This is a genomic window from Streptomyces sp. FIT100 (assembly GCF_024584805.1).
Taxonomy (GTDB): domain Bacteria; phylum Actinomycetota; class Actinomycetes; order Streptomycetales; family Streptomycetaceae; genus Streptomyces.
In genome coordinates this window covers 7,207,121-7,232,493 of sequence record NZ_CP075715.1, presented here as the reverse complement: position 1 = coordinate 7,232,493, position 25,373 = coordinate 7,207,121, and the positions used below count along the sequence as shown (strand labels likewise).

Genomic DNA, 25,373 nt, shown 5'->3' with positions numbered 1-25,373 from the left:
ACACACCGTAGTCGTCAACCGTTCATGTGCGGAGGGCAGTTGACAAACTTGCCCGAAGAGCGTCCCGCTCTGGTATGAGGGCTCGTACGGCAGCGCGAATACGAACGCCGAGGCGGGGAGCGTACTCAGGCCGTCGAGGCCATCCGAGGCGGGGCGGCCGCGATGGCGCGTACGGGCGCACGCGCGGGCGCGGGCCCGGGCGGCGGGCGCCGGTGCGGGCATGAGTACGGGCACGGGTGCGGGCATGAGTACGGCATGGGTCACGGGCATGGGTGCGGGACCGCGGCGCACCACCCCACCGTGGTCGCACGACCAGCCTTCCCTGCGCCCGTCCCGTGAGACGGTCACGCCCCTGCCGCGGGAGGTTCCGTACCGTCACGGGGTTCCGTACGGCCACGGGCTTCCCGGTCACGGGGCTCCGTACGTTCCGAGGACTCCGCGGGCGCGTCTGCCAGGCGGTCGAGCCACTCGGCCAGCAGCCCCCGCTCGGCGGGGCTGAGCGCGGCGGTGTCGCGGCCGCGGAGCGTCTCGCGCAGGGCTACGGCCCGGCCGGCGAGGCCGTCGGGCACCGCGGGCTCGCCCGCGCCGTCGGTGGTGATGGTGCGCAGCACCTGTTCCCGGGCGGTGGCCGACAGCCCAGGGTCCCGTTCTTGGGGCGGGGTGGCGATGAGCGACAGGACGACACCGACACCGCTGGCGTGCATCAGCTGGACGGCCCGGTCCACGCTCATGCGCAGCCGCCCCGCGTGCGCCACCCGGGCGATCCGCCGGCGGAGGAGGGCGACGGCCTCCTGGCCGGCCGGTGACTGCTTCTCACGCGCCTCGCCGTACATCAGGGTGTAGAAGGCCGGCATCGACAGGCCGAACTCCACGTGCAGGTCCCAGCTGCGGCGCAGGTCGTCGACGGGGTCGTCGGTCTCGCCGAGGGCCTGCTTGTCGGCGAGGTAGCCCCGGAACCCGTAGGACGCGACAGCGTCGAGCAGCCCTTCCTTGTCACCGAACAGCCGGTAGATGGTCGGTGGCTGCATGCCGGCGGCGGCGCTCACCGCACGCGTGGACACCGCTTCCCGGCCTTCGTGCGCGAGCAGCTCCGCGGCGGCCCGCAGCAGCCGTTCCCGGGCACTCACCCCTGCCGTCCAATTTGCCCCTTTTGTCACATTTCCAATGTAAACGAAATCTTTGTATCACTATTACCCCATGCGAGTTACTGTGGCAGTGTTAGCGCGATGAGCGATATCACTGGAAACACGGACTGTGCCGGAGAGGTGACCCTCGACATGCAAGTGATAACGGAAGGCACGGAAAGCACGGAAAGCTACGACTTCGTCGTCGTCGGCGGGGGCACCGCCGGCAGTGTCGTGGCCGCGCGGCTGTCGGAGAACGACAGCGCGCACGTGCTGCTGCTGGAGGCGGGAGGCGCGCAGGCGTCGGACACCACGGCCGCACCGCCGGCCTGGCCGGCCCTGCTGGAGACTTCGGCGAACTGGGGCGACACCACCGTCCCGCAGCCGGCCACCGGCACCAGCGTCTCCCTGGCGCGCGGCCGCGTACTCGGCGGGGGCTCCTCGATCAACGCCATGACCTTCGCACGCGGCCACCGCTCCAGCTACGACGCCTGGCCGGCCGACGGCGCGAACGGCTGGGGGTTCGACGACCTGCTGCCCTACTTCAAGCGCAGCGAGAACGCCCCCGCACGGGATCCGGCGCTCCGGGGCGTGGGCGGCCCGCTGACCGTGGGGCCCGCCCATTCTCCGCACCCGGTCGTGGCGGCTCTCCTCAGGGCGGCGACGGAGATCGGGTACCGGCGTGCGAGCGACGTCAGCGGCGGCCTGGAGGAGGGCTTCGGGTGGACCGACCTGAACATCGTCGACGGCAGGCGGCAGAGCGCCGCCGACGCCTACCTCGCCCCGGCGCTGCACCGCCCCAACCTGACGGTCGTGACCGGGGCTCTGGTGCACCGCCTGCAGATCAGGAGCGGGCGATGCGCGGGCGTGGAGTACAGCACCGGGAACGGGGCCGTCTCCGTCGGGTGCTCGGGCGAGGTGGTGCTCACCGCGGGCACCATCGGGTCCGCGCAACTACTGATGCTCTCCGGCATCGGACCGCAGGCGCACCTGCGCGAGGCGGGCGTCGAGGTCGTCCTGGACCTCCCCGGCGTCGGGGCGAACCTGCACGACCACCCCATCGCCTACGTGGTCTACAACGCGGCGCGGCCCGTGCCCGCGGGCGTCAACAACCATGGCGAGGCCATCGGCCTGGTGCGCAGCCGACTCGGGGTGCAGCAGCCGGACTTGCAGGTGCTCCTGGTCGACGCCCCGGGCCATATGCCCTCGGCCGAGGTGCCCGAGCAGGGACAGGGATACACCATCGGGGTCTCCCCGATGCGGCCCCGCAGCCGTGGCACGGTCCGCCTCGCGAGCGCGGAGCCGGGCGCCCTGCCCGTCGTGGACCCGAACTACTTCGGGGACGACCGCGATCTGACCACGATGGTCGCCGGCCTGCGCCTCGCCCGGCGGATCGGGCAGGCGCGCGCCGTCGCCGACTGGCGCGGCGGCGAGGTGCAGCCAGGCCCGGACGTCGACAGCGACGCCGGCCTGCGGGCGTACGTACGCAGGACCGCGGCCTCGTACATGCATCCGGTCGGGACCTGCCGGATCGGCGCCGACGCCCTGGCCGTCGTCGACGCCGACCTGCGCGTCCGCGGTGTCGGCGGACTCCGCGTGGCCGACGCCTCCGTCCTGCCGTCGATCCCGTCGGCCAACATCATCGCCACCGTCTACGCCGTCGCGGAACGGGCGGCGGACATGCTCCGGTCCTGAGCGGTGGCGGGCCGGTATCCGCCGGCGCCCCGGGCGCCGGCACCGGCGTCCTCCACCGCACCGACGACCGACCGCGGACCCAGGACCGACCAAGACCGACCGCGGACCCAGGACCGACCGAGGACCGACCGAGGGCGATCCCCCGTAACACAGCCGGAGAATCGAGACATGGCAGGACAGAACCCCCCACCGACAGACCTGGCCGGCATCCTGCGGCGCGCGGGCGACGGTGCCGGAACCGCGCTGGGATCCCTCCTCACCCGCTCCGCGCTCGGCATCGCCATCTGGGACACCGACCTGCGCTGCATCTGGGTCAACGACTCCCTGGAGACGTACGACGGAATCCCCCGGGAGCAGCGGCTGGGCCGCCGGCCGGGCACGGCGCTGCCCGGCGACGCCGGCACGCTGGAGTCCGCGATGCGGGAGGTGCTGGCGACCGGCGCCTCGGACTTCGGCCGCGAGTACCGCGTCCCGATCATGAAACACGCCCAGGGCAGCCGTACGTTCTCCGTCTGCGCCATCCGCCTGGACGACACGGACGGCCGGGCGCTGGGGGTGTGCCAGGTGGTCCTGGAGGTCACCGGCAGGCGGTGGGCCGAGGACCGGCTGGCCCTCGTCAGCGAGGCCGGTGCCCGTATCGGCACCACCCTGGACGTCATGCGCACGGCGCAGGAACTGGCCGACTTCACCGTGCCGCTGCTCGCCGACTACGTGACCGTCGACCTGACGGAGGCCGTCCGGCTCGGCGAGGAGCCCCTGGAACGGCTGGGTCCGATGGGCGGAGCCAGCCCGAAGTTCCGGCGCGCGGGCATGGCCTCGGTCCACGCCGGTACCCCGGAGTCCCTGTGGCCGCGCGGCGAGGCGGTCTATGTTCCGCCCGCCTCGCCCTTCATTCAGGTGCTGTCCTCCGGCAGGTCCGTGCTGCAACCGGTCCTGGAAACCTCCCCCGGCACATGGCTGGACGACGACCCGGCGCGGGCCGCGAAGATCCGTGAGCTGGGCATGCACTCCCTGATGGTCGTCCCGGTCCACGCCCGCGGTGTCCTGCTGGGGGTGGCGGTGTTCGTACGGTCGGACACCCCTGCGCCGTTCGACCAGGCCGACCTGCTCTTCGCCGAGGAACTGGTCGCCAGGGCCGCGCTGAGCCTGGACAACGCCCGCCGTTACGCGCGTGAGCGCGCCACCGCCCTCGCCCTCCAGCACAGCCTGCTCCCGCGCGGCGTGAGCGGCGGGGCCGCGACGGACGTGGTGGCCCGCTACCTCCCCGCGGACGGCGAGGGCGGTGTGGGCGGCGACTGGTACGACGTCTTCCCCCTGCCCGGCGGCCGCGTGGCGCTCGTCGTGGGCGACGTGGCCGGCCACGGCATCGGAGCCGCGGCCACGATGGGCCGACTGCGCACGGCCGTACGCACCCTCGCCGACCTGGACCTGCCCCCGGGCGAACTGATGACCAGGCTCGACCGCACGGTCATGCACCTCGGCGAAGAGGACGCCGACACTCCGGTCCCGACCCTGGCCGCCACCTGCCTGTACGCCGTCTACGACCCCGCCACTCGGCGCTGCACCATCGCGCGGGCCGGGCACCCACCGCCCGCGGTCGTCCACCCCGACGGCGGCGTCACTTTCCCCGACATCCCCAGCGGCACGCCCCTCGGCCTCGGCATGCTGACGTACGAGGCCGCGGAACTGCACCTGCCAGAGGGGAGCGTCATCGCCCTCTACACCGACGGGCTCATCGAGGACCGCCACCAGGACATCGACGCCGGCATGGAACGAATCCGCACCGCTCTCGCACAACCCGGCCTCCCCCTGGACGACCTCTGCGCCGCGGTCATCGACACCCTGCCGAACACGACACCCCCCGACGACGTCACCCTCCTCCTCGCCCGCACCCGCACCCCGGCCCCCGCCTCCCCCGACGACGCGAACCACCACGAACCGGCGACCCGTCACGACCCCGCACCCACCGAGGCCGACGGGCCCACCCCGGCGCCCGACGAGCCTCCGCACCACGGGCGTTGCCGGCACCCGCGCACCGGCGGGGCGACCGACAAGCGGTGGGCGAGGCCGGCCGCAGGACGTCAGCCGGACGGCTCGTCCGGTACGGGTTGGTCCTGGCGCACCCCGGCCGACCGGGGCGCGCCGCGCGGCCCTGCACCGGCTTCGTCCACGTCGGGCACGTCTTCGTGACCGTCTCGATCATTCGGACCTCGGGCATCCGTCCCGGGGTCCCACCGGTCGTCCTCCTCCGACGCCTGCTGGTCGGGCGGGTCCCTCGGCACGGGCTCTCCGTCCGTTTCGCGGTCGCGCTTCTTCACGGCTTCTCCTCTGAGCAGCGGTCGAATGCCTGCACTGACCTCCGGCGCAGGCAGTTGGCGGGTACCCCGCACACGTGAAGTGATGTCCATGGCGGATCACCGTGGGTCACGGTGCGGCGGTGCTCCTTCCGCTGAAGCGCTTAGAGGGATGTACCGCCATAAAGTGGCAACAAGTGCACGTACATGCAGTGCGGAGAAGTTGCCGGCACAGAAGGCCGCGCGTGGTGTGGAGGCTTTGGTGACCGAGCGCAAAGGCTGGTCGGAGCGGCAGAAGGATGCGTTGGTCACCGGGATCGTCATGCTCGTGGCCTTCGGCGATTCCTGGGTCAAGGCGCCGAACGGGCTGCTCACCGGGCAGTCGACCGCCGTCGTGGCCTCCGTGTCACTGCTGGTCAGCGCCCTGCTGTGGTGGCGCAGACGGGCCCCGGGCGTGGTGGCGGCAGCCATCATGGTCGGGTACGTGATCGCATTCACGCCGGCGGCCCTGGCCGTCGCCATGTACACGGTGGGAGAGCACTACCGGCGGAGCATGCGCACCCTGGTGCTCTTCGGCGTGGCAGGGTGTCTGGCGGGTGTGCTGTGCCTGCTGGCCGGTGCGCCGGGCCTGGACGTGCGCTACTCGGCGTTCGCCCTCGCGCTCATCCTGGGGCCGCTCGTCGTCGGGTACGCCGTCGCGATCCGCCGCGACCTGGCCACCGAGGCCCAGGGCAGGGCAGAGGCGGTGGAACGCGAACGGAATCTGCTCGTGGAACGGGCGAAGGTGGGCGAGCGGGCCCGGATCGCCCGTGAACTCCAGGACGTCGTCGCCCATCGCGTCGGCAATATCATGCTCACGGCGAGCGCTCTGAGGATCGGCCAGCAGGCGAAGGACCCGGCGCTCGGCGACGCCGCCGAGCTGATCAGGGGCGAAGGGCATCAGGCCCTCGAGGAGCTGCGCGAGGTGCTCGGCGTGCTCACGCCCGGCCGCAAGGGCGACCTGGACTTCTCCACGGCGCCCCAGCCCGACATCTCCCAGCTGGGCAAGCTCGTCGACCGCGCCGAGCGATACGGCCAGCCGGTCGGGCTGCGGATCGACGGGCACCCCGAGTCGGTCCCCGCCCAGGTGCAGCGCGCCGTCCACCGCATCGTCCAGGAGGGCCTCGGCAACGCCGCCAAGCACGCGCCCGGAGCACAGGTCGAGGTCCTGGTCGACTGCCGCCCCGACGGCGTCGAGGTGCAGGTCACCAACGGACCGCCGCCCGCGAACGACGACGTGGGGCCCGCGCAGAGCGGCGGCAACGGGCTGATCGGCATCGGGGAGCGGGTTCAGCTCCTGGACGGCACGTTCTCCGCCGGACCGTACGACGGTGGCTACCGCCTCGACGCCTTCATCCCGCACCGTGGGCCGAACACGGACACGGACACGGACGACCGGCCCGCCGGATGAGCTCCGGCCGCGGCCGCTGAGGCCCGCTTCGGCGCCGCCGATCCGGGCGACCACCGTTCACCCGTACGCCCGCACGCCCGCACGCCCGCACGCGAACGGCCGGCACAGTGGGGACTCGCCGGTGGTGGCCCGGCACGCGTGCGGGCTACTCCGTGCGCCGCAGCTGTGCCGAGAGATGGTGCTGCAACGGCTGACCCACCGCCGCGAGGTCGTGGACGAACGTGAGGGTGCCGTCGCCGGCCAGGGTGTAGCGACGACGAGTGGCGTTGACCTCCTTGGCCGTGGGGGTGACGGCCACCTCGTGCGTGGCGAGATCGACCGTGTTGCCGGCCGCGCGACCGACCGCGATCTCCGCGATGCCGGTGGGCTGGGTGATCAGCGCTTCCACGCGGCCCTCCGGCTGAAGCCGCCACCAGCCGCTCTCCCGGGCCGACGGCCGAAGCGGTGCGTCGTCGGCATCGAGCAGCCAGGCCCGGGACTCGTAGCGGAGGAAGGGGCGGCCGTCGTGGCTGAAGGTGACCTCCTGCGCATACGCGAAGTCCCCGGCGATCGTCGGGTAGCCGCCGCGGCCCCGCCCCCGCCACGTGCCCAGCAGGCCCGTCACCGGTGTGAGCAGCGCATGCGGGGCAGGCGCCTCGTCCGGCCGGTGGCCGTCGCGGTACGGGTACTCCGGTGCGGGATCGAACACGGTGTGCGCTCCTGAGGTCGAGGCCGTTGCGGTTGCGGTTGCGGTTGCGGTTGCGGTTGCGGTTGCGGTTGCGGTTGCGGTTGCGGTTGCGGTTGCGGTTGCGGTTGCCGGATGGAAGCGTAGGCCGTTCGTCGGGATCCCTGAGTCCGAAGCGGGCGAGGCCGAGGCAGCCGGACACGGACGGCCCGCGGCGACGAGCGGCAGAACCGGCGGCCCGACAGGCCGGGGCCGCGCGGGACTTGCACGCAGGATCCACCGGCCATTCACCGGGCAGGCGGAGTTACCTGCGAGAAACATGGGATGTGCGATGACGAGTACATCCCCCCGCGGCCCGACCTCACCGAGCGCCAGTGGCTGGACCTGGACCGGGGCGTGGCCACCACCGACCGTTCCGTCCCCGCTTGCGACGCCCCGTCCACGCTGATCAACCGGCGCACGGTGCTGGGCGGCGCCGTCGCCGGGGCCGCCGCCCTGGGGCTGCTGCCGCAGGCCGGGGCCGCCGCCGAGAGTTCCGCCGGCGCCGCCCCCGTCGACAGGTTCCCCTTCCCCGGCCGGCCCGGCCCTGGCGGGGAGTACGCCGTACTGCTGACCGGAGACGCAGGCACCGGTGGCGAGGCCCAGTACGCCGTGGCCGCGGCGGCCAAGGCGATATGCCGCGCCGAAGGCGTCTCGCTCGCCGTCGGCCTTGGCGACAACCTCTACGAGAACGGCCCCGAGTCCGCGGACGACGACGAGTTCACGACCAAGTTCGAACAGCCCAACGACGGGATCGACGTGCCCTGGCTGATGGTGCTGGGCAACCACGACTGCTCGGGATTGATCCCCGGCAGCGGCGGCGACCCCTCACGCGGCGACCGCGAGGTCGCCTACGCCGCCACCTCGCGGCGCTGGTACATGCCGGCCCGCTACTACACCGCCGCGCTGCCCTCGGCCGCCGGCTTCGGCACCCCGTTGCTGGAGTTCTTCGCGCTGGACACCAACCCGGTCGCCTCGACGGTGACCCAGACGGACCCGTACTTCCAGTGGGACGGCCCGTACATGCGCGAGCAGCGCCGCTGGCTGGACTCCGCGCTGTCCGCCTCGCGCGCCACGTGGAAGATCGTGATCGGCCACCACCCGTATCTGAACAACGGCAAGCACGGCAGCGCCGGTTCGTACGACGGCTTCGTCATCGGCGACTACACCAGCGGCATCCATCTCAAGGAACTGTACGAGGAGGTGGTGTGCGGGCGAGCCGACCTCATCCTGTCCGGCCACGACCACACGCTGCAGATCCTCGAGCCCACCGCACGCAGCCGCGGCACCCGGCAGATCGTGTGCGGTGCGGCGGGCAAGGCGGGTGACGGCGAGGCTCACGGCACCAACCCGGCACGCTGGCAGGACTTCGCGCACCACGGGTTCATGGTGCTCAAGGCGTCGGCCGAAAGCCTGACCATCGACGCGTACACCGTGGACGTGGCGGCCTCGGCAGCGCACCTCGCGCACAGCTTCACCGCTGCTCCCGCCATGGCTGCCACCCGCTGAGGCCGGCGCTCCGCACACGGCACAGCCGCACCCCGATCGCCTTCCGGGGTGCGGCGATCCCGGCCGGTACGAAGCGCACCCGGGTATCCGGTCCGGCGCCGATGGACTGATCCGCATGCTCCGGACGCCGACACCGAGGCGTAGCCGCTCACAGCGCGCGCCTCAGCGGACCGCTGTGGGCGACCACATGCTCCCGGCAGCCTCGCGTGGCTCGTTCACCGGCAGTTGTCCACCGCCCCGGCGCGCCTCCTGTCGCACTCGACGCGCGGCAACGGGCGTGAACTCAGCCGGGGGCGTGAACTCGGTGGCCGCCGGAGGCCGTCCGTCGCTCAGGATCACCGATCGGCTGCGACGTCGAGATCACCGTTCGCCACCTCCGAAGAAGCGCGCAAGGTCGTCCGGCTGCGCCAAGGACGAGCGATCTGCCCGGACACGTCGCGCCACCAGGGGGCCGTGGGGAGCTCGCCCGCGGGCTCGAAGGGCTCGCCGGGCCGGGGGAAGGCGGCAGCCTGGCCCGCCTCATCGGCGGCGTCCTTCGTCCACTCCCCCGGCTCCGCCCACGCGTGCGGGGCGAGGTTGAACGTTCCCCAGTGGATCGGCAGCAGCACTCCGTGCGGGGCCCCGCCCTGGAGGTCGAGGTGGGCGCGCATGCCTTCGGCGGGGGTCATGTGGATGTCCGGCCAGTACGCGCTGTACGCACCGATCTGGATCATCGTGGCGTCGAAGGGGCCGTGCTCGGCCCCGATCTCCTTGAAGCCCGGGAAGTAGCCGGTGTCCCCGCTGTGGTAGATCCGGTGGCCGGAGGGGCCCTCGGCGACCCAGGACGCCCAGAGCGTGTGCTGCTGGTTGCGCAGGCCCCGGCCGCAGAAGTGCCGGGCGGGGGTGGCGGTGAGCCGTACCCCCGCGATCTCCGTCGACTCGGTCCAGTCCAGCTCGCGCAGGCGGCCCTCGGAGACGCCCCACCGCTCCAGGTGGGCGCCGACGCCCAGCGGCACCGCGAAGACCGTGTCGGTGCCGGCCAGCGCGCGGATCGTGGGCAGGTCCAGGTGGTCGTAGTGGTCGTGGGAGATGACGACCGCGTCGACCGGTCCGAGCGAGGCCAGCGGCAGCGGCACGGGGTGGAGCCGCCGGGGTCCGGCGAAGGGGAAGGGCGAGCACCGCTCGCCCCAGACCGGGTCGAAGAGCACCCGCCGCCCGTCGATCTCGGCGAGCACGCTGGAGTGCCCCAGCCAGGTGAGGCGCAGCCCGGTGGCGGGCGGCTCGGCGAGGTCGTCCAGGGTGGTGGTGTGCAGGGGCACGGGGGCGGCGGGGGCCCGGAGCCTGCGCGCCTCCTTCTGGAAGTAGACCTTCGCGAACTCGATCGTCGAGCCGGTCGGCCGCGTCCTGGCTCCGAGCGGGTTCTGGAACACCCCGTCGGCGAAGTTCGGCGAGCGGCGGATCCGCTCCATCCGATCCCCTGCCGGGTCGGCCCCGAAGGCGAGGGGCCTCAGCCCGCGCAGCCTGGAGCGCAGGGAGGGCCGGGGAGCGACACCGGTCACGGGGCCTCCTGGAGGTCTGGGTCTTCCATTATGGGCGCGGGCTGCGCATGACCTGGAACGGAGAAGCAGGGCGGAAGATTCCCGGCGGGAGATCCCGGGCGGAGCGGCACCACACGGCATCGCACGGCTCGGCTTCACCGGGCACGGCACGGCATCACCGGGCATCGCGCGGCACGGCATCGCACGGCACGGCATGTCACATCGCTGCCGCGCGGTCCGTCGTACGGGTGTCAGGACGTCCACGCGACGTCACGAGCGACACCGAGGAGGCCCGCCATGGCCCGCATCCCGCTCACCCCGCCCCGCTCGCTCTTCTACCGGGCGACGGAGTGGTACTCGAAGCGCACCTACAAGGAGGTTCTCGACCCCGTGAAGGCGCTCGCGCACAACCCTCGCGTGCTGCGCGCGGACCTCCGCTTCGAGATGGCCGTCGCCAAGTGGAACGCGCTCGACCCGGGCCTCAAGGCGCTCGCCGAAATGGCCACGGCGGCATCGATCGGGTGCAGTTGGTGCATGGACTTCGGCTACTGGGTCAGTGCGCGCGAGGGCGTCGACGCCCGCAAGGTCCAGGAGGTACCGGTCTGGCGCGACAGCGAGGTGTACACACCGCTCGAGCGGGACGTCATGGAGTACGCGGAGGCGATGACCACTAATCCACCCGAGGTCACGGACGAGCTGGCCGAGCGGCTGCTGAGGGCGCTCGGCAAGCCCGCGTACGTCGAGCTGACGGCGATCGTGGCGGTGGAGAACCTGCGCTCCCGGATCAACTCGGCGCTCGGGCTCACCAGCCAGGGCTTCAAGGACCACTGCGAACTGCCCGGTCGGCCCGACGGCGTCCCGGCCGAGCGGGCCGAGGGGGCCGAGGGGGCCGACCGGGCCGACCGCCCCTCCTCCGGCACGGCTTCGCGTTGACATCGCCGCAGCTGCCTCCGGATACTGAACGACAGTTCAGTACGCCGTCGTGCCCGGAGGCACCATGCCCGAGTCCGAGACCCAGCGGACGCCCCTCCCCCTCATAAGCCTCACGTGGACGGACCACGTCACCGGCCGGCAGGGCCATCTCGTCGTCGACCGGCTGGTGCGCGGGGTGGCCAGCGGCGGGCTGCGGATGCGCGGAGGGTGCACGCTCGACGAGGTGGCCGGGCTGGCCCGCGGCATGACGATGAAGGAAGCCCTGCACTACGACGCCGACGAGCCGACCGCCCGCTACATCCCCCTCGGCGGCGCCAAGGGCGGCATCGACTGCGACCCGCAGGACCCGGAGGCGTACGGCGTGCTCGTCCGCTATCTGCGTGCGATGCGGCCGTACATCGAGAGCTTCTGGACCACCGGCGAGGACCTCGGCCTCACCCAGGACGTCGTCGACCGGGCGGCGGCCGAGGCCGGGCTCGTCTCGACCGTCCAGGCCGTCTATCCGCTGCTCGACGACGAGGCGGCCGCGCGGCGGCGGCTGGCCGACGCCTTCGCCGTGGAGGTCGACGGCATCGGTCTCGACGAACTGGTCGGCGGCTGCGGTGTCGCCGAGTCGGTGCTCGCCGCGCTCGACCGGGCGGGCAACGGCCGTGCGGGAACCCGTGTCTGCGTGCAGGGCTTCGGCACGATGGGCGGTGCCACGGCCCGCTTCCTGTCCCGGGCGGGGCTGCGGATCGTCGCCGTCGCCGACGTCAAGGGCACCATCGCCAACCCGGACGGCCTGGACATCGAGGCGCTGCTCGCCGCGCGCGACGCGTTCGGGACGGTGGACCGTGCGGCGCTGCGGCCCGGCGACGCCGAGCTGCCGGGCGACGCTTGGCTCTCGGCGGACGCGGAGGTGCTCGTGCCCGCCGCAGTCTCGTACGCCGTCGACACCGTCAACCAGGCGCGGATCAGGGCGCGGTGGATCGTCGAGGCGGCGAACATGCCGGTCCTCCCCGAGGCGGAGGCGCTCCTCGCCTCCCGGGGCGTGACCGTGCTGCCGGACGTCGTCGTCAACTCCGGTACGAACGCCTGGTGGTGGTGGACGCTCTTCGGGGACATCGGTGCGGACGCGGACGAGGCGTTCGCGTACACCCGTCGCGCGATGCGCGGTCTGATCGATCTGATGCTGGCGCGCGCCGAGGCGGACGGCACGACGCCGAGGGCGGCCGCGCACGCGATCGTCGCCGAGCGGCTGCCGGTGATGGCGGAGCGCTTCGGCTGGTACGGATAGCCGGTACGCGAACGCCCGTGGCCGCGGTGCGGGCACTCCCGGCGCCTGCGGAGCGCTTCGAGTAGTGCATCGAGTAGTGCTTCGATGAAAGGCAATCGGAGAGGCGCCCGGAGAAGCGATCGGAGAGGCGATCGGAGAGGCGATCGGTCGTCGCGGAGAGCCCAGGGAGGCCGCATGGAACCGGCGGACACCGCGGTGTGGCGGGAGAAGGGCGACCCGCTGGTCCCCGGGGCCGGCGACGGACCGCTGCGCGGGCTGCGACTGGCGGTCAAGGACGTGCACGCCGTCGCCGGGCACCGGCTGGGCGCGGGCAACCCTGCGTGGCTGGCCGAGGCCGAGCCCCAACGGGCCCATTCCCGGGCGGTGGGCGCGCTGCTCGACGCGGGGGCCGAGGTGACCGGGATCGCGCAGACCGACGAGTTCGCCTACAGCCTCAACGGCACGAACGCGCACTACGGCACCCCGCCCAACCCGGCCGCGCCCGGCCGCGTCCCCGGCGGCTCGTCGAGCGGCCCCGCGTCCGCCGTCGCACGCGGCGAGGCCGACGCCGGCCTCGGCAGCGACACCGCCGGGTCGATCCGGGTGCCCGCGTCGTACTGCGGGCTGTACGGTATGCGGCCCACCCACGGCGCCGTCCCCACCACCGGCATGCTGCCGCTGGCGCCGTCCTTCGACACCGTCGCCTGGCTCGCACGGGACGCCCGTACGCTGGCGCGCCTCGGCGATGTGCTGCTGCCCGCGCACCCGGCCGCCGGGCCCACCGGGCTCGCCGGCGCCGCCGATTCCGGTCCCCCGTTCCGTACGGCCCTGATCGCCGCCGATCTCGTGGCTCTCGCGGAGCCGGGCGTACGCGAAGCCTTCCCGCGGGCGGCCGCGGAACTGGCGGAACCGGCCGGACTGCGCATCGAGTACCTGCCGTCCCCGGGCATCGATCCGGTGAGCCTGGCGACGGCCTTCGCGACGGCCCAGGGCGCCGAGGTCTGGGAGTGCGACGGCGCCTGGGTGAGCGCTCATCCCGGCGCGCTCGGGCCGGGGATCGGGGCCCGCTTCGCCCGTGCGTCCGAGGTCACCGCCGAGCGCCGGGCGGCCGCCGAGGGGGTGGTCCAGCGGGCGGGCCGGGCGCTGCGCGCGGCCGTCCCCGAGGACGCGGTCCTGCTGCTGCCCGCGGCGGCCGGGCCCGCCCCCCTCGTCGACGAGCCGCCCGAGCGCAAGGCCGCCCTGCGCACCGCCACCTTCCGCCTCACCTGTCCGGTGAGCTCGGCGGGTCTTCCCTGTCTGGTGCTGCCCCGGATGTCGGTGGCGGGGCTGCCCGTTGGGCTCGCGGTGGTCGCGGCGCACGGCGCGGACCGCAGGCTGCTGGAGTTCGCACAGGCGTGTGTAGGGTGACCGGGTGGCGAGAGTCCGGTTGAGCGTCGCGGAGCGGCAGGAGGAACTGCTGCGGGCGGCCGTCGAACAGATCGAGGCCCGGGGTGCGTCCGCCGTCCGGATCGCCGATGTCGCCTCCGCGCTCGGGGTGAGCAACGCCCTGGTGCTGTACCACTTCTCGACCAAGGAGAAGCTCGTCGCCGCGGCCTTCGCCTACGCCGCCGAGGGCGATCTCGCCCAGCTGCGCAGGATCCTCGGCCGCCGCACCTCCGCGGTGCGCAGGCTGCGGGCCGCCGTCCGCTGGTACGCCCCCACCGGGCAGGCCAAGGGCTGGCGCCTGTGGATCGAGGGCTGGGCCGCCGCACTGCGCGAACCCGCGCTGCGCGAGGTGGCCCGCGAGCTCGACCAGCAGTGGAAGGCCGAGCTGACCGCGGTCATCGCGCAGGGCGCGGCGGCGGGCGAGTTCCACTGCCCCGACCCCGTGTCGGCCGCCTGGCGGCTGACCGCCCTGCTCGACGGTCTGGCCGTCCAGATGACGTCGTACGCGGGGTCGCTCAGCCGCGCCGCCATGCTGGGCTGGACGGACGACGCCCTCGCCCGCGAACTGGGGCTCGACCGCGAGGCGCTGACCCGGCAGAGTACGTAGCGCTCGGGTGGCTCATGGGAGGGGAAGCGGTGTCGGCGGCGCAGCGTACGGTCCGTGCGGATCTCGACGTCCTGGTGATCGGCGGCAGCGGGGTCGACACGGTCGTCCGTGTCGGTTCGCTGCCGGTGCCGCTCGCGGACTCGGTCGGGGTCCCGCCCATCACCGAGTGGGCCGGGCACACCGGCGGCAACGTGGCCCTCGGCTGCCGGGCCCTCGGACTCGGCGTCACCCTGCTGGACTTCATCGGTGACGACCGGCCGGGCACGCTGGTGCGCGAGCGGCTCGCCGAGGGCGATGTGGACTTCGCGCACCTGCTCTCTCCTTCCGGCACGCGGCGCGCCGTGAACCTCGTGGACGCGACGGGCCGCCGGATGTCCTTCTACGACGCCCGTGACCCGGGCGATCTGCGGATGCCGCGCGACTTCTACCTCTCCCATCTGCGGCGGGCCCGCCACGTCCATCTGTCGATCGTCGACTTCGCGCGGTTCCTCTACGACGACATCGCCGAGCTCGGCGTCCCCGTCTCGACGGATCTGCACGACTGGGACGGAGTGGACGACCACCACCGGGAGTTCGCGCTCCGCTCCGACGTGGTCTTCCTCAGTGCGGCCGGCGCCGGGGAGCGGATCGCGTCGGTGATGCGGGAGATACTGCGCGAGGGCCGGGCGGAGGCCGTGATCGCGACGGCCGGCGCCGGCGGCTCGTACCTGATGACCCGCGACGGCGGCCGCACACCCCGCCCGATCCCGGCGACCGCGCCGCCCGGGCCCGTGGTGGACTCCAACGGCGCCGGGGACGCGTTCGTCTGCGGCTTCCTCTACGGCCGGCTGGCCGGCCGCGCCGCGGAGGACTGCGCCCGACTGGGCGCGGTGGCCGGGGCCTACGCCTGTACGGGCCGGGGCGGTTCGGCGCTGATCGGACCGGGTGAGCTGGCGGCGGCTCAGGTCTGACGCGGATCCCCGCCGTCGCGGTGGATCCTCAGAGCGGCAGCAGGTCCGGACGCTTCGGTTCGACGTGATCGCCGGACGACTCGCCCCGCAGCCGCCGCCCGATCCACGGGACGAGGTACTCGCGCGCCCAGTGGATGTCATCGCGCCGGACCTCCAGCGTGCCGCGCGGCGGCAGGGGCGGCCAGGGCTGGTCGGGGTCGGCAGGCACCCCGATGCCGAGCACCTGGGCGGCGCGCAGCGCGACGCGGGTGTGGCCCTCGGGCGAGAGGTGCAGCCGGTCGTCGTCCCAGGCGCGCCTGTCCTGGACGGACTTGAGGGACCAGAGGTCGAGGACCGGGCAGTCGTAGCGGTCGGCGATGGAGCGCACATGCGCGGTGTACGTGGCGATCCTGCCGCGCAGATGGCGGAGCACCGGCACGCCACGGGTGTCGAAGCCGGTGGTCACCATGACGGTGCCGACCACGGAGGTGAGGTCGGCGACCGCCCGCTCGAAGCGCTCGGCGACGTGGTCGGGATCGGCGCCGGGCCGGATGATGTCGTTGCCGCCGGCGCAGAACGTCACCAGGTCGGGGGTGAGTTCCCGCGCCCGGGGCACCTGTTCCTCCACGATCTGGTCGAGGAGCCTGCCGCGCACGGCGAGATTGGCGTAGCGGAAGCTGTGTTCCGGTACGCGGTCGTCGAGCAGGACCGCGAGCCGGTCCGCCCAGCCCACGAACCGCCCCCCGGGACCGGGGTCCCCGACCCCCTCGGTGAAGCTGTCACCGATCGCCGCGTACGACGTGAAGACACCCTTTGTTCTTGATCGCGAATCGTCTGCCACGTCGAGACATCATTCACCTCGTGAAGTGACCTACGCCACCGTAGGGAGGGGTTGACGAGGCGTGACATAGACCACCCGGTCAGTTTTGCGCGATTCGGGAATACGTCGCCGGGGCGCGCCGCACAGACGTCCGCCGCCCCCTGCGTCAGGACAGGGGGCGGCGGACGGCGTTGACGCCGCGTCAGGTGGGACCGCCCGCGATCGGACCGGATCGTGCCGGAACGGGCCGGAACGGGCCGGACGTCAGACCGGACCGGACGTCAGACCGGAGCGTGCCCGATCAGAGCGTGACGCCGTGCGAGCGGAGGTAGGCCACCGGGTCGATGTCCGAGCCGTAGTTCGGCGTGGTGCGGATCTCGAAGTGCAGGTGCGGACCGCTGGAGTTGCCGGTCGAGCCGGAGAGGCCGATCTGCTGGCCGCCGGTCACGCTCTCGCCCGCCCCGATGGAGAGGGAGGAGAGATGGGCGTACTGCGAGTAGGTGCCGTCCTCGTGCTGGATGACGACCTGGTTGCCGTAGGCGCCGGCCCAGCCGGCCGAGACGACGGTGCCGGGGCCGACGGACTTGATGGAGGTACCGGTGGCGGCGGCGAAGTCGACACCCGTGTGGTAGCCGCTGGACCACATGGCGCCGGCGGTCCGGTAGGCGGTGCTGACGCCCGCGGCGACGGGGGCGGTGTAGCCGAGGCGGCTGCCCGGCACGGTGGCGGCCTGGGCGGCGGCCGGAGCCTCGGCGGGAGCAGCCGCGCTCTCGGCCTTGGCGGGAGCCTCGGCCCGGACCTTCGCCGGGGCCTCGCTCTTCGGCGCGGCCTTCTCGGCGGCCTTGGGAGCGGCCTTCTCGGCGGCCTTCGGGGCCGCCTCGGCCGGGGCCTCGGCCTTCGCCGGGGCCGGTGCCGCCGCCTTGGCCTTGGCGCCGATCGCGAGCTCGAGGCCGGGGTGGATGAGTGAGGGGTTCCCGCCTACGGCCGCGCGGTTGTCGGCGTACAGCTTCTGCCAGCCGCCGGTGATGTCCTGCTCGGCGGCGATCTTCGACAGGTGGTCGCCGGCGACGACCGTGTAGGTCTTGGCGGCCTTGCCCGCCTTGACCGCGTGCGGGACGCCGGCGGCCTTCTGGGCGGTGACGGCACTGACGGCGGCGACGTGCTCAGGGGCGGCCGCGGGCGCGGCCTTCCCCGCGGCGTGCGCACCCGCGGCGCCGATGAACGGGAGTGCGATGGCGGCGCCACCTGTCCCCGCGGCGACGAATCCGCGCGTGAACGGGCTGGTCCTCGGACGGCGGTGCTTACCCTTTGCGGGCATGGCGAATTCCTCTCCGGCGCCTGCGAGGTGAGCTGTCGGGTTCGGGCTGGAGCTGCCCGGCCGCGCGGCTGCGCGACTTCACCCCTAGCCGTCCGGGACTCCGGGCCGGCGTTCTTACCTGGGTCCCCCGCTCCTGCCACACGTGGGTGGGTGCGATATTCCGGACGGCGGCAGGATTAGGCGTTCCGTCCGGATTGCCGCGACCGTAGGCGAGCAAATCGACGGGTACAAGCCATCTCATTCACCTGGCATTCACCCAGGACGTCTCAACGGGGATTTCCCGGTCACCCCGCACGGACCGGGCATCCCCGACTTCCCAGTCGACAAAGGAATTTGACGATGTCGCACAGCGAGGGACCCACCCGAATATGATTCCGCTCACGCACCGGGTCTCATCTCCCGTTTAATCGGGGCGTGTTATGCGAAGTCCCTCAATTACGGACAGAAGGGTCAGACCCCCGCATTCTCCCGCGACCGGCGCAGGCGCACCACCACCGCGTCGAGATCAGCACGCAGCCCCGTGTCCATTCCGTGATGCATCAGCACCGCGCCCCGGTGCACCTCCCCCGAGTCGAGGCACTCGTACGCCGCCGCCGGGTCGAGCCCGCGCAGCCTCAGGGCCTGCGACCGCTCCCCGTAGTGCCTCGTCCGGAGCCAGGCGAGTGCGACGACCTCGTCTCCGCGCAGGTACTGCACCGCACTGAGGCCGCTCTCCGGCGGCAGCAGCCGGTGAAGCTCGCCGTGCTGCACGACCGGCCTGATCTTCTTGTAGAGATCCACCCAGCCGCGGGCCTCGGTCAGCTCGTCCTCGCTCCAGCGCATGAGGTCGCCGCCGACCCCGAGCACCCCGGCCATCGCGCTCACGAAGCGGAAGCGCAGCGAGGTGACCCTCGTGTTGAGCTGGGCATTCGGGCAGTCGGTCACCCAGGCGGCCATCACCCTGGCCGGATGCAGCTGCCCGAAGCCGTGCTGGATGGCGAGCCGGTCGAGCGGATCGGTGTTGTCAGAGGTCCACACCTGGTCGGTACGGGACAGGATCCCCAGATCGACCCGGCCGCCGCCGCCCGAGCAGGACTCGAAGGCCACCCCCGGGTGCGCCGCCCGCAGCCGGTCCAGCAGGGCGTACAGGGCGTGGACGTGCTCGACCCACAGCTTCTGCGGGTAGCGCTCCCCCGGCCAGCCGGCATCCGTGAAGGAGCGGTTGAAGTCCCACTTCACATAGTCGATCGGGGCGGAGGACAGCAGGGCGTCGAGCTGCTCCCAGAGGTACTGCTGCACATCCTCGCGGGCGAGGTTCAGCACCAGCTGGTTGCGGAACTCCGTCCTCGCCCGACCGGGGTGGTGCTGGACCCAGTCCGGGTGGGCACGGTAGAGATCGCTGTCGGCGTTGACCATCTCCGGCTCGACCCAGATGCCGAACTGCATCCCGAGCGCGTGCACCTCGTCGGCGAGCGGCTTCAGCCCCTGCGGGAAGCGGTCCGGGTTCGGCGTCCAGTCGCCGAGTCCGGCCCGGTCGCTGGTGCGTCCGCCGAACCAGGCGTCGTCCACGACGAAGAGCTCGACCCCCATCCCGGCGGCCCGCTGCGCCAGGGCGCGCTGCTGCCCTTCCGAGACGTCGAAGCCGGTGGCCTCCCAGGAGTTGTAGAGGACCGGCCGGGAGCTCCCGGCGTCCGGGATCACATGGGCGAGCTGCCACGCGTGCCAGCCGCGGCTCGCCGCACCGAAGCCCCCGTCGGTCCACAGCCCGGCGAAGACGGGGGTGGTGTACGACTCGCCCGGCGCGAGGAGCAGCAGCCCGGAGTCGTCGTATCCGGCGCCGCCGCCGATCTGGACCTGTCCGTCGGGCAGCTGCCGGACGGCGATCCGCCATGATCCCGACCAGCCGAGGGCGCAGCCGTACACCTCGCCCGACTCCTCGGTGGCCGTGCCGTCGTCCACGGCGACCCAGGGGAGGTGCTCGTGCCCGGTGTGGCCGCGGCGCGAGCCGATCACCTTCTCGCCGTACGTCAGCTCCGACCGCACGAGCCGGGACTCGGCCGCCCAGCGGCCGTGCAGCTGCGAGAGCCGCCGCCGCTCGCGCCACGGCAGGGTCCATACGGCGGCGTCGGCGCGCAGCAGCTCCAGCGCGGGACCGTCTCCCGTGTGCGCCACCGTGGCCCAGCGCTCGATGACGTCGGAGTCGTCGCGCATCCGGTAGTGCAGGGTCAGCGCGAGCCCGTGGAGGGGGTCGCCGAAGCGCAGCCGCAGCTCGTCCGCGTGCGCGTCCGCGGACGCGTCCTCGCCCTCGTTCACGTTTACGTTTACGAGGGCGCCCTCGAAGGACCACTCGGTGCCGCGGACCGCTGCCGTGCGCACGGAGAGCGCGGGGCGTACGAAGCGGGGGCCGCCCTCGACCGGGTACTCCTCGTGCCCGTCGAGCGGGGACTCGAAGGACCAGCCGGGGAGGGGTTCGGCGGCGAGCGCCTCGGCGTCGGCGGGCCCGATCCGCGGCCCCCAGTGGAGGTGGAGCAGCTCGTCGCGATCGGTCACGTGCAGCGCATAGCTGCTCTGCCGCCCGGACAGCACCCAGATACGACCATGGCCAACCGTCTCGATCATCCCGACCCCTCAGATCCACACAGGTTCACACAGGTTCACACATCATCAAGCACATCCGGCGGTGCAGGCAACGCTCTTGACGCCCGGGCCGAGATGATTGCCTGAGGAATCGATGCCGTATGGTCGGATCGCGTCTTCGTCGGCGATCAGCGCCGGCCGCAGACACGTCAGGAGCCCCCGTGACGCAGCAGCTGCCCGCAGGCGATGCCCAGCTCCCGTCGGCCGAACCCGCACTGGCCGGCGTACGCAACTTCCGGGACGTGGGCGGACTGCCGACCGTGGACGGGCGGCGGGTGCGGCACGGACGGCTCTTCCGCAGCGGACACCTCGCGCATGCCACCGGCGACGACGCCGCCTTCCTCACCTCGCTCGGGCTGCACACGATCTTCGACTTCCGCAACGCCGCCGACCACCGGCTGGAAGGCCCCGACGTCGAGCTCCCCGGCGTACGGAACGTGAACATCCCGCTCAGCGACCCGGCCGACGGCACCGAGTTCTGGCGGATGGTCCGCGACGGTGACCTCGAGCAGCTGCGGTCGATCCTCGCGGACGGCAAGGCGGCCGCCCGGATGACCGCCTCGTACCGGATGATCATCAAGGACCGCACCGCCGAGCACAGCCGGGTGCTGCACGCGCTCGCGGAGGACAGCGTCCCGGCGCTCATGCACTGTGCGGCGGGCAAGGACCGCGCGGGTCTGTCGATCGCCGTCTCGCTGCTCGCCGTGGGCGTCGAGCGGGACGCCATCGAGGCCGACTACCTGAAGTCGAACGACCCGCACCGCCGCTACAAGGTGCGCCGCAGCGACAACGCGCCCTCCGGCTACTCGCCTGAGGTCATGGAGCTCCTCAGCCCGCTCTTCGACGCCCGCGCCGAGTACCTGGAAGCGGCGTTCGAGACCATCGAGCAGACCTGGGGCGGCACGGAGCGCTACCTCTCCGACGGACTCGGCGTCTCGCCCGGGACGCGTGAGCGGCTGCGCGAGCGGCTGCTGGACGGCTCGGTCTGAGCCGACCCCGTCCGAAGCGGCTCGGTCTGAGCCGGCCCCGTCCGAAGCGGCCCGCTCCGCCGCGGCCCGGTCCGAGCCGGCCGGCCCGTCAGCGGCCCCCGACCAGGAACAGCAGATAGAGGAACGCCGCGAACAGGTGGCCCGCCACCAGATACGCGAAGAGCCTGACGATCAGCCCGACCGGAAACTTCTGCTCCTGGCTCGACGGGATTTTCGGCATGGTGTTCTCCTCAGGCATGCGGATGCGCGTGCGGGTCGGGGCTCTGCAACAGGGTGTGGACGAAGAGCAGCTCGGCCCCGTCCTGGGTGAGGGCGGCGATGCGGTGCGGGGTGAGCGAGTCGAAGTGGGCGCTGTCGCCGGGGTCGAGCTCGTACACGCTGTCGCCGAGCCCGAGGCGCAACCGGCCTTCGAGCACGTACAGCCACTCCTCGCCGGGATGGACGCGCACCAGGTCCCCCTGGGTCCCGGGCGCCACCCGCACCCGCAGGGCCTGCATGGCCCGGCCGCGGCCACCCGCCGGGCGGTACGTCCAGCCGTCCGCCTCCGCCGGGCCCATCCGCCCGCCGCGGGTGATCGCGTCGCGCTCCGCCGGCGCCTCGCCGAGGAGCTCCGCGACCGTCGTACCGTAGATGCGGGCCAGGGCGAGCAGCATGGGCAGGGACGGCTGCCGGTGGCCCGTTTCGAGCCGGGAGAGATGGGCGGGCGAGAGGCCCGCGCGCCGGGCGGCGGTTTCCAGGGTGAGGCCGCGGTGGCGGCGCAGCTCGCGCAGCCGGGGTGCCATGTCGGGCAGCTCGTCCATGCCCCTATTGCGCCAGCGGATTTCCTCTGGGGCAAATTTCTTGCCCCAGAGGCAAAGGGCAGGGGGATCCGCTGCCGCGTCGGCCGACCGCCCAGCGGTTGCCGACCGCCTAGCGGTTGCCGACCGCCTGCTTGACCAGGGTCCTGCCGAAGTCCCACATCAGCCCGCTGCCGCCGTGGGCGTCGTCCATCACCGCGGTGAACGCCTCGACGAAGCGGTCGACCTCCGCCTCGCCGATGATCAGCGGCGGAATCAGCTTGATCACTTCCAGATGGTCGCCGGACACCTGGGTGAGGATGCGGTGCCGCTGGAGCAGCGGGACGACCACCATCTGCGCGAACAACCCCTTGCGGGCGGCCTGGAGCATGGTCCAGCGGCTGCGCAGTTTCAGCGACGACGGCCTGCCGAACTCGATGCCGATCATCAGCCCGCGCCCACGGACCTCCCGCAGCAGCTCGTAGCGGTCGACGAGCGCCGCAAGCCGCGTCCTCAGCAGCTCCCCGGTCGCCCGCGCGTTGGCGATGACGTCCTCGTCCTCCAGGACGGCCAGCACGGCGAGCCCGGCGGCCATCGCCTGGGCGTTGGAGCCGAAGCTCGCCGAGTGCACCAGCACCCGGTCCATCGAGGAGTAGACCTTCTTGAAGACCCAGTCCTTGCCGAGGGTGGCGCCGACCGGCACATAGCCGCCGGAGAGGGTCTTCGCGACGCACACGAGGTCGGGTTCGACACCTTCCGCGTGCTGGTACGCGTAGAAGGCGCCGGTCCTGCCGAGACCCGTCTGGACCTCGTCGGCGATGAGCAGCGCCTTGTGCCGGTGGAGCAGCTCCTGCGCCGCGAGAAGAAATCCGGGCGGCGGCTCGTGGACACCCTTGCCCTGGACGGGCTCGACGACGAAGCCCGCGACGTCGCCGCGTTTCAGCTCCCGCTCCAGGGCCGCCAGATCGCCGAGCTCGATGGCGGTGTCCGGCAGCAGCGGGGCGAAGCCGTCACGGAAGCCGGACTCGCCGTTGACCGAGAGGGAACCGGTGGTCAGCCCGTGGAAGGCGTGCGTGCAGTAGACGATCCGGGGCTTCCCTGTCGCGTACCGGGCGAACTTGAGCGCCGTCTCGACCGCCTCCGTACCGCTGTTGCCGAAGAAGACCCGGTCCAGGTGCGGACTGTGGGCCAGCAGCTTCTCGGCGAGCAGCCCGGGCAGCGGCGCGCAGTCGAAGCGGGTGAGGTCGGCGAGCGAGGCGTCGATGACGTCGTGCAGGGCCTTGCGGACGACGGGGTGGTGCCGGCCGAGGCCCATGACGCCGAAGCCGGCGAGCATGTCGAGGTAGTCGTTGCCGTCCGCGTCCCAGAAGTACGCGCCCTCGGCCCGCTCGTACACCTTGTCGAAGCCGATGGTGCGGAGCATCCGGGGCAGCTGGTGGTTGAGGTGGCGCGCGTGCAGTTCGTACCGCTCGCCGCCGCGCTCCGCGAGCAGCCGTCCGAGGTCGAACTCCTTGCTCATCGACCGCCCTCCTCGAATGCCTCGCGGCGGGCGAGGGCGGCGCTGATCCGCCCCGCGATCTCCACCGGTGTCAGTCCGATGTCCGCCAGCACCTCGCCGCGCTTCGCGTGCGCGAGGAACTGCTCGGGGATGCCGAAGGTCCGCAGCGGTACGTCCACATCGGCATCCCGCAGCGCCTGGCCGACCGCCGAGCCGACGCCGCCCGCCCGGCTGTTGTCCTCGACGACGGCGACGAGCCGGTGCCGGGCGGCGAGCGGGGCGAGCTGCTCGTCGACGGGCTTGACCCAGCGCGGGTCGACGACGGTGCAGCGCACTCCGCGGGCCTCCAGGAGATCGGCGGCCTGCAGACAGACGGTGCCGAGCGCGCCGACCGAGACGATCAGCACCTCGGGGTCGTCGCAGCGGTGCAGGACGTCCATCCCGCCCACCCGGCCGAGGGCGGGCAGCGGCTCCCCGAGCGCCTCCTTGGGGAACCGCAGCACGGTCGGCGCGTCGGACACCTCGACGGCCTCGCGCAGCTGGGCCCTGAGCTGGTCCGCGTCGCGCGGGGCGGCGATCCTGAGCCCCGGGACGACCTGGAGGACGGACAGGTCCCACATGCCGTTGTGGGAGGGGCCGTCGACACCGGTGACACCGGCCCGGTCGAGGACGAAGGTGACCCCGCAGCGGTGCAGGGCGACATCCATCAGGAGCTGGTCGAAGGCCCGGTTGAGGAAGGTCGCGTAGACGGCGACCACCGGGTGCAGTCCGCCGGTGGCGAGGCCGGCCGCGGACACCACCGCGTGCTGCTCGGCGATCCCGACGTCCCAGATCCGGTCGGGGAAGCGCTCGGCGAACCTCGTCAGCCCCACCGGGTGGAGCATGGCCGCGGTGATCGCCACGACGTCCGGCCGCTCGGCGCCGATCGCGGCGATCTCGTCGCCGAAGACCGAGGTCCAGGACGGCCCGTGGGAGGGCGCGAGCGGCTCGCAGGTCCGCGGGTCCATCACGCCGACGGTGTGGAAGCGGTCGGCCTCGTCCTCCAGCGCGGGCGGATAACCGCGTCCCTTCTCGGTCAGGCAGTGCACCAGCACCGGTCCGTGGAAGCGTTTCGCGCGGCGCAGCGCGGACTCGACGGCGGCGATGTCGTGGCCGTCGATGGGGCCGACGTACTTCAGTCCCAGGTCCTCGAACATGCCCTGCGGGGCGAAGGCGTCCTTGAAGCCCTTCTTCGCTCCGTGCAGCGACTCGTAGAGCGGCTTTCCGACGACGGGGGTGTGCTGGAGGACGTCCTTGCCCCAGGCCAGCACCCGCTCGTACTCGTCGGTGATGCGGAGCGTGGCCAGGTGGTTGGCGAGGCCGCCGATCGTCGGGGCGTAGGAGCGCTCGTTGTCGTTGACCACGATGATCAGCGGGCGGTCCTTGGCGGCGGCGATGTTGTTCAGCGCCTCCCAGGCCATGCCGCCGGTGAGCGCGCCGTCGCCGGTGACGGCGACGACGTGGCCGGGGCTGCCGAGTACCTGGTGCGCCTTGGCGAGCCCGTCCGCCCAGCCGAGCACGGTGGACGCGTGCGAGTTCTCGATGACGTCGTGCTCGGACTCCTCGCGGGACGGATAGCCGGACAGGCCGCCCTTCCCGCGCAGCTTGGAGAAGTCCTGCCGGCCGGTGAGCAGTTTGTGCACGTAGCTCTGGTGTCCGGTGTCCCACAGGATGCGGTCCACGGGCGAGTCGAAGACGCGGTGGAGTGCGATGGTCAGCTCCACCACGCCGAGATTCGGTCCCAGATGGCCGCCGGTCCTGGCCACGGCCTGGATCAGGAACTCCCTGATGTCCTCGGCGAGTTCGTCGAGCTCCGCTTCCCTCAGCGCCCTGAGGTCGCGCGGCCCCCGGATGTTCTCCAGAATCGTCACGCTCG

Annotated in this window: 20 protein-coding genes and 1 riboswitch; of the genes, 10 read left to right on the top strand and 10 right to left on the bottom strand. The window is 72.6% G+C overall.

Going from position 1 to position 25,373, the window contains the following annotated elements:
• Nucleotides 1-344 precede the first annotated feature (344 nt).
• Complete coding sequence (locus KK483_RS32270; RefSeq protein WP_262008746.1) at nt 345-1,127, bottom strand: TetR/AcrR family transcriptional regulator; 783 nt, start codon at nt 1,125-1,127, stop codon at nt 345-347.
• Nucleotides 1,128-1,277: 150 nt separating this feature from the next.
• On the opposite strand from KK483_RS32270, the gene KK483_RS32265 reads away from it, so the two are divergent.
• From KK483_RS32265 to KK483_RS32250, 3 genes are all read left to right on the top strand, one after another.
• Nucleotides 1,278-2,819: a GMC family oxidoreductase gene (locus tag KK483_RS32265; protein ID WP_262008745.1), complete on the top strand. Its 1,542-nt coding sequence runs from the start codon at nt 1,278-1,280 to the stop codon at nt 2,817-2,819.
• Between the two features lie 168 nt (nt 2,820-2,987).
• Entirely contained in the window at nt 2,988-5,009 is a 2,022-nt protein-coding gene (locus tag KK483_RS32260) for a SpoIIE family protein phosphatase (protein ID WP_262008744.1), read from the top strand.
• Nucleotides 5,010-5,375: 366 nt separating this feature from the next.
• Entirely contained in the window at nt 5,376-6,563 is a 1,188-nt protein-coding gene (locus tag KK483_RS32250) for a sensor histidine kinase (protein ID WP_262008741.1), read from the top strand.
• A gap of 145 nt (nt 6,564-6,708) precedes the next feature.
• Here KK483_RS32250 and KK483_RS32245 read toward each other — a convergent pair whose 3' ends face one another.
• On the bottom strand, nt 6,709-7,251 hold the full coding sequence (locus KK483_RS32245; RefSeq protein ID WP_262008740.1) for an FABP family protein: 543 nt from the start codon (nt 7,249-7,251) through the stop codon (nt 6,709-6,711).
• A gap of 300 nt (nt 7,252-7,551) precedes the next feature.
• Between KK483_RS32245 and KK483_RS32240 the strand changes: the two genes are divergently transcribed.
• Nucleotides 7,552-8,775, top strand: a complete 1,224-nt coding sequence (locus KK483_RS32240) for a metallophosphoesterase (protein WP_262008739.1) — start codon at nt 7,552-7,554, stop codon at nt 8,773-8,775.
• 335 nt (nt 8,776-9,110) lie between these two features.
• On the opposite strand, the gene KK483_RS32235 is transcribed toward KK483_RS32240, so the two are convergent.
• Nucleotides 9,111-10,313: an MBL fold metallo-hydrolase gene (locus KK483_RS32235; RefSeq protein ID WP_262008737.1), complete on the bottom strand. Its 1,203-nt coding sequence runs from the start codon at nt 10,311-10,313 to the stop codon at nt 9,111-9,113.
• A 276-nt stretch (nt 10,314-10,589) separates the two neighbouring features.
• Here KK483_RS32235 and KK483_RS32230 point away from each other — a divergent pair, with 276 nt between their 5' ends.
• The 5 genes from KK483_RS32230 to KK483_RS32210 all read left to right on the top strand — a co-directional run bounded on the left by KK483_RS32230 (nt 10,590) and on the right by KK483_RS32210 (nt 15,462).
• Nucleotides 10,590-11,225 carry a carboxymuconolactone decarboxylase family protein gene (locus tag KK483_RS32230; protein WP_262008736.1) on the top strand — a complete coding sequence of 212 codons (636 nt, stop codon included), beginning with the start codon at nt 10,590-10,592 and terminating at the stop codon, nt 11,223-11,225.
• A gap of 64 nt (nt 11,226-11,289) precedes the next feature.
• Nucleotides 11,290-12,501 carry a glutamate dehydrogenase gene (locus KK483_RS32225; protein ID WP_262008735.1) on the top strand — a complete coding sequence of 404 codons (1,212 nt, stop codon included), beginning with the start codon at nt 11,290-11,292 and terminating at the stop codon, nt 12,499-12,501.
• A gap of 174 nt (nt 12,502-12,675) precedes the next feature.
• The gene (locus KK483_RS32220) at nt 12,676-13,887 is read left to right on the top strand and encodes an amidase (protein ID WP_262008734.1); all 1,212 of its coding nucleotides are present in this window, start codon (nt 12,676-12,678) and stop codon (nt 13,885-13,887) included.
• Between the two features lie 4 nt (nt 13,888-13,891).
• On the top strand, nt 13,892-14,512 hold the full coding sequence (locus KK483_RS32215; protein WP_313879496.1) for a TetR/AcrR family transcriptional regulator: 621 nt from the start codon (nt 13,892-13,894) through the stop codon (nt 14,510-14,512).
• A gap of 29 nt (nt 14,513-14,541) precedes the next feature.
• Entirely contained in the window at nt 14,542-15,462 is a 921-nt protein-coding gene (locus KK483_RS32210; RefSeq protein WP_262008733.1) for a carbohydrate kinase family protein, read from the top strand.
• A gap of 28 nt (nt 15,463-15,490) precedes the next feature.
• Here KK483_RS32210 and KK483_RS32205 read toward each other — a convergent pair whose 3' ends face one another.
• From KK483_RS32205 to KK483_RS32195, 3 genes are all read right to left on the bottom strand, one after another.
• Entirely contained in the window at nt 15,491-16,282 is a 792-nt protein-coding gene (locus KK483_RS32205; protein WP_262008731.1) for an SGNH/GDSL hydrolase family protein, read from the bottom strand.
• Nucleotides 16,283-16,562: 280 nt separating this feature from the next.
• Nucleotides 16,563-17,579 (bottom strand): LysM peptidoglycan-binding domain-containing M23 family metallopeptidase, encoded by a 1,017-nt coding sequence (locus KK483_RS32200; RefSeq protein ID WP_262008730.1) that lies wholly within the window; start codon nt 17,577-17,579, stop codon nt 16,563-16,565.
• Between the two features lie 4 nt (nt 17,580-17,583).
• Nucleotides 17,584-17,738, bottom strand: a riboswitch (cyclic di-AMP (ydaO/yuaA leader).
• Between the two features lie 291 nt (nt 17,739-18,029).
• Nucleotides 18,030-20,177 carry an alpha-galactosidase gene (locus KK483_RS32195; RefSeq protein ID WP_262008729.1) on the bottom strand — a complete coding sequence of 716 codons (2,148 nt, stop codon included), beginning with the start codon at nt 20,175-20,177 and terminating at the stop codon, nt 18,030-18,032.
• 179 nt (nt 20,178-20,356) lie between these two features.
• Between KK483_RS32195 and KK483_RS32190 the strand changes: the two genes are divergently transcribed.
• Nucleotides 20,357-21,184 (top strand): tyrosine-protein phosphatase, encoded by an 828-nt coding sequence (locus KK483_RS32190; protein ID WP_262008728.1) that lies wholly within the window; start codon nt 20,357-20,359, stop codon nt 21,182-21,184.
• A gap of 88 nt (nt 21,185-21,272) precedes the next feature.
• Here KK483_RS32190 and KK483_RS32185 read toward each other — a convergent pair whose 3' ends face one another.
• From KK483_RS32185 to dxs, 4 genes are all read right to left on the bottom strand, one after another.
• The gene (locus tag KK483_RS32185; RefSeq protein ID WP_399015560.1) at nt 21,273-21,404 is read right to left on the bottom strand and encodes a DUF6126 family protein; all 132 of its coding nucleotides are present in this window, start codon (nt 21,402-21,404) and stop codon (nt 21,273-21,275) included.
• A 10-nt stretch (nt 21,405-21,414) separates the two neighbouring features.
• Nucleotides 21,415-21,984, bottom strand: a complete 570-nt coding sequence (locus KK483_RS32180; protein WP_262008726.1) for a helix-turn-helix domain-containing protein — start codon at nt 21,982-21,984, stop codon at nt 21,415-21,417.
• A gap of 109 nt (nt 21,985-22,093) precedes the next feature.
• A complete protein-coding gene (locus KK483_RS32175; protein ID WP_262008725.1) occupies nt 22,094-23,479 on the bottom strand; it encodes an aspartate aminotransferase family protein in 1,386 nt (461 codons plus the stop codon).
• Complete coding sequence (gene dxs, locus KK483_RS32170; RefSeq protein WP_262008724.1) at nt 23,476-25,368, bottom strand: 1-deoxy-D-xylulose-5-phosphate synthase; 1,893 nt, start codon at nt 25,366-25,368, stop codon at nt 23,476-23,478. Before dxs ends, KK483_RS32175 begins: the two co-directional genes overlap by 4 nt.
• Nucleotides 25,369-25,373 lie beyond the last annotated feature (5 nt).

What these genes read in the sequence shown, in the direction of transcription:
- KK483_RS32265 (WP_262008745.1), top strand. Translation starts at nt 1,278, where the DNA reads ATGCAAGTGATAACGGAAGGCACGGAAAGCACGGAAAGCTACGACTTC.
- KK483_RS32260 (WP_262008744.1), top strand. Translation starts at nt 2,988, where the DNA reads ATGGCAGGACAGAACCCCCCACCGACAGACCTGGCCGGCATCCTGCGG.
- KK483_RS32240 (WP_262008739.1), top strand. Translation starts at nt 7,552, where the DNA reads ATGTGCGATGACGAGTACATCCCCCCGCGGCCCGACCTCACCGAGCGC.
- KK483_RS32230 (WP_262008736.1), top strand. Translation starts at nt 10,590, where the DNA reads ATGGCCCGCATCCCGCTCACCCCGCCCCGCTCGCTCTTCTACCGGGCG.
- KK483_RS32225 (WP_262008735.1), top strand. Translation starts at nt 11,290, where the DNA reads ATGCCCGAGTCCGAGACCCAGCGGACGCCCCTCCCCCTCATAAGCCTC.
- KK483_RS32220 (WP_262008734.1), top strand. Translation starts at nt 12,676, where the DNA reads ATGGAACCGGCGGACACCGCGGTGTGGCGGGAGAAGGGCGACCCGCTG.
- KK483_RS32200 (WP_262008730.1), bottom strand. Translation starts at nt 17,579, where the DNA reads ATGCCCGCAAAGGGTAAGCACCGCCGTCCGAGGACCAGCCCGTTCACG.
- KK483_RS32195 (WP_262008729.1), bottom strand. Translation starts at nt 20,177, where the DNA reads ATGATCGAGACGGTTGGCCATGGTCGTATCTGGGTGCTGTCCGGGCGG.
- KK483_RS32185 (WP_399015560.1), bottom strand. Translation starts at nt 21,404, where the DNA reads ATGCCGAAAATCCCGTCGAGCCAGGAGCAGAAGTTTCCGGTCGGGCTG.
- KK483_RS32180 (WP_262008726.1), bottom strand. Translation starts at nt 21,984, where the DNA reads ATGGACGAGCTGCCCGACATGGCACCCCGGCTGCGCGAGCTGCGCCGC.
- KK483_RS32175 (WP_262008725.1), bottom strand. Translation starts at nt 23,479, where the DNA reads ATGAGCAAGGAGTTCGACCTCGGACGGCTGCTCGCGGAGCGCGGCGGC.